Below are 3,667 nucleotides of genomic sequence, written 5' to 3'. Positions count from 1 at the left end.
GTACTGGCGCGACACCCTGGCCGGCTTCCCCGCCCCCACCGAACTGCCCCGGGACCGCCGCCCGGCCGGCGCCCACCGCGCCTCCTCCTCGGCCTCGGTGAAGGTCGCCCTCGGCCCCGAGCTTTCCGAGCGGCTGCGGGCCACCGCCCGGCAGGCCGGGCTCACCGTCAACACCGTGCTCCAGGGCGCCTGGGCGCTGCTGCTCTCCCGCTACGGCGGCGGCGAGGACGTGGTGTTCGGCACCATCGTCTCCGGCCGGCCCGCCGAACTCCCCGGCGTCACCTCGATGGTGGGGCTGTTCATCAACGCCCTGCCCACCCGGGTGCGGATCGACGACCGGCGCCCGCTGCTGGACTGGCTGCGGGAGGTCCAGGACCACCAGTCCGAGGCCCGCCGGCACGACGCCGTCTCGCTGGCCCAGCTCCAGGGCTGGAGCGAACTGCCCGGCGGCACCGCCCTGTTCGACAGCATCGTGGTCTTCGAGAACTACCCCTTCGACGCGCAGTCGCTGACCCGGCACGGCCTGGGCGTGGAGACCGAGCACGTGCTGGAGCCGACCAGCTACCCGCTCGGCGTGGTGGTGGCGCCCGGCGAGTCCATCGAGGTCAGCCTCGACCACGACCCGGCCGCCTTCGACGCCGCCACCGTCGAGCGGCTCGGGGCGAGCCTGCGCACCCTGCTCGCCGGGATGGCGGCCGGCCTCGACCGGCCGGCCGGCGAACTGCCGCTGCTGGACCCGGCCGAGGGACGCGAGCTGCTGGAACGCCTCGGCGGCCCGGTGCGCCGGGCGCCCCGGCGCACCCTGCCCGAGGCCTTCGCCCGGCAGGCCGCCCGCACCCCCGACGCCCCGGCCGTGCGCTCCGGCGACGGCCTGCTGACCTACCGGGAGCTGGACGAACGCTCCAACCGGCTGGCCCGGCTGCTGATCGGGGCCGGGGCCGGACCCGAGCGCTTCGTCGCGCTCGCGCTGCCCCGCACCGTCGAACTGGCCGTGGCGCTGCTCGCGGTGCTCAAGAGCGGTGCCGCGTACCTGCCGGTCGACCCCGGCTACCCGGCCGAGCGGATCGCCTACCTCTTCGAGGACGTCCGGCCCGACGCCGTGATCACCGATGCCGCGACCGAGGGACGGCTCCCCGACGGCCCGTACGCCCGGATCGTGCCGGACGACCCGGCCTGCCGAGAACGGCTGGCCGCCGCCCGCACCGACGCCGTCGGCGACCCGGAACGGCACGGCGCCCTGCTGCCGGAGCACCCCGCGTACGTCATCCACACCTCCGGCTCCACCGGCCGCCCCAAGGGCGTGGTGGTCGCCCACGCCTCGGTGCTCGCCCTGACCGACTGGGCCGCCGCCGAGTTCGCCGGCCGAGGCCTGGAGCACGTGCTCGCCGCCACCTCGCTCAACTTCGACGTGTCGGTGTTCGAGATCTTCGCGCCGCTGCTCTCCGGCGGCTGCGTGGAACTCCTGCGCGACCTGCTGGCCCTGGCCGAGAACCCCGGCCCCCGGAGGGCCGGCCTGCTCAGCGCCGTGCCCTCGGCCCTCGGCGGACTGCTCGCCGACGGCGCCCTGCGACTCGGCGCGGACACCGTGGTGCTGGCCGGCGAAGGACTGCCCGCCCGCACCGTCCGCACCCTGCGCGAGGCCGTCCCCGGCTGCCGGGTGCTGAACATCTACGGCCCCACCGAGGCCACCGTCTACGCCACCGCCCACACCTGCGACCCCGCCGACCCCGACCGCGACCCGCCGATCGGCCGACCGGTCGGCGGCGCCCGGGCCTACGTCCTGGACGCGCGGCTGCGCCCGGTGCCCGTCGGCGCGCCCGGGGAGCTGTACCTGGCCGGCACCGGCGTGGCGCGCGGCTACCTGCGCCGCCCCGGCCTGACCGCCGGGCGCTTCCTGCCCGACCCCTACGGCCCGCCCGGCAGCCGGATGTACCGCACCGGCGACCGGGTGCGCTGGAGCGCCGACGGCGAACTGGACTACCTCGGCCGCGCCGACGACCAGGTCAAGGTGCGCGGCTTCCGGATCGAACTCGGCGAGGTCGAGGCCGCGCTGGCCCGCCACCCGCAGGTGGCGGCGGCCGCCGCCCGGGTGGTCGACCAGGACGGCCACAAGCGGCTGGTGGGCTACGCGGTGCCCCGCGACGGCGCCCTGCCCGACCCGGCCGAGTGGCGGACCTTCCTCGGCCGCACCCTCCCCGACCACCTGGTGCCCGCCGTGGTGGTGCCGCTGGAGCGGCTGCCGCTCGGCGCCACCGGCAAGCTGGACCGGCGCGCCCTGCCCGAACCGGTCCCGGCCACCCGGGCCACCGGCGGCGACCGGCCGCCGCGCACCGAAACCGAGCAGGCCCTCGCCGCGATCTGGCGCGAGGTGCTGGGCGTGCCCGAGGTGAACGCGGACGACAACTACTTCGCCCTCGGCGGGGACTCCATCCTCGGCATCCAGATCGTCTCGGCGGCCCGCCGGGCCGGCCTCGCGCTGACCCCCCGGCACCTGTTCGCCCACCAGACCCTCGCGGAACTCGCCGGTGCCGCCGAACGCGCGCCGAGCCCCGGCACGGACGCCGACCAGGGCGCCGTCACCGGCGAGACCCCGCTCACCCCCGTCCAGCACTGGCTGCTGGACACCCTCGACGGCGACCCCGCCCGGCTCACCCAGTCCGTCTCCTTCACCCTCGCCCCCGGCACCGAGGAGCCCGCCCTGCGGGCCGCCCTGGCCGCCGTCCTGGACCACCACGACGCCCTGCGGCTGCGCTGCGAGCCGCTCCCCGACGGCCGGTGGCGCCAGTACGGCACCGAGCCCGGCCAGGCCCCCGACCTGCGGGTCCACGAGCTGCCCGCCGCCGAGGGCGAGGAACGCGAGAGCGCCCTGCGCGACCTCGGCGAGCGCCTCGCCGAGGGATTCGACCTGGCCGCCGGGCCGCTGCTGCGCGCCGCGCTCTGCCGCTTCGCCGGCGACCCCCGCCCGGTGCTGCTGCTGGCCGCGCACCACCTGGTGGTCGACGCGGTGTCCTGGCGGATCCTGCTGGAGGACCTGGAGCGCGCCCACCGCGCGGCGGCCGCGGGCGAGCGGCCCGACCTCGGCGCCAAGAGCACCTCCTTCCGGGCCTGGGCCGAACGCCTCGCCGCGCACACCGCGGCCGGCGGCTTCGACGCGGAACTCCCGTACTGGCAGCGCCTGGCGGACGGTGCGGCCACCGCGCTGCCCACCGACCTCGACGGCGCCAACACGGCCGAGGCCGAGGAGTCGCTGACCTTCGCCCTGGGCGCCGAGGACACCCGCCGGCTGCTCCAGGACGTCCCGGAGGCCTACCGCACCCGGGTCAACGACGTCCTGCTCTGCGCCCTCGGCCGGGTGCTGGCCCGCTGGACCGGACGGAACCGGGTCCTGATCACCCTGGAGGGCCACGGCCGCGAGGAACTCCTCGACGGCGTCGACCTGTCCCGCACCGTCGGCTGGTTCACCGCGATGCACCCCGTCGCCCTGGACGTGCCCCCGGACGCGGACACCGGCACCGCCCTGAAGGCCGTCAAGGAGATCCTGCGCGCCGTCCCGAACGGCGGCCTCGGCCACGGCGCCCTGCGCCACCTCAAGCCGGAGCCCGGCCTCGCGCTGCCGCAGGTCGGCTTCAACTACCTGGGCCGGCAGGACCGGAGCGCCAGCCCCGGG

At 77.1% G+C, this 3,667-nt stretch carries 1 protein-coding gene; it reads left to right on the top strand.

Annotated elements, in window-relative coordinates:
- Positions 1 to 3,667: amino acid adenylation domain-containing protein (locus ACIQOV_RS32480; RefSeq protein ID WP_401054296.1), on the top strand; the 3,667-nt coding region annotated here is incomplete at both ends.

This window comes from Kitasatospora sp. NPDC091257 (genome assembly GCF_044757675.1).
GTDB lineage: Bacteria > Actinomycetota > Actinomycetes > Streptomycetales > Streptomycetaceae > Kitasatospora > Kitasatospora lactacystinica.
This window is presented reverse-complemented; position numbering and strand designations above follow the sequence as displayed.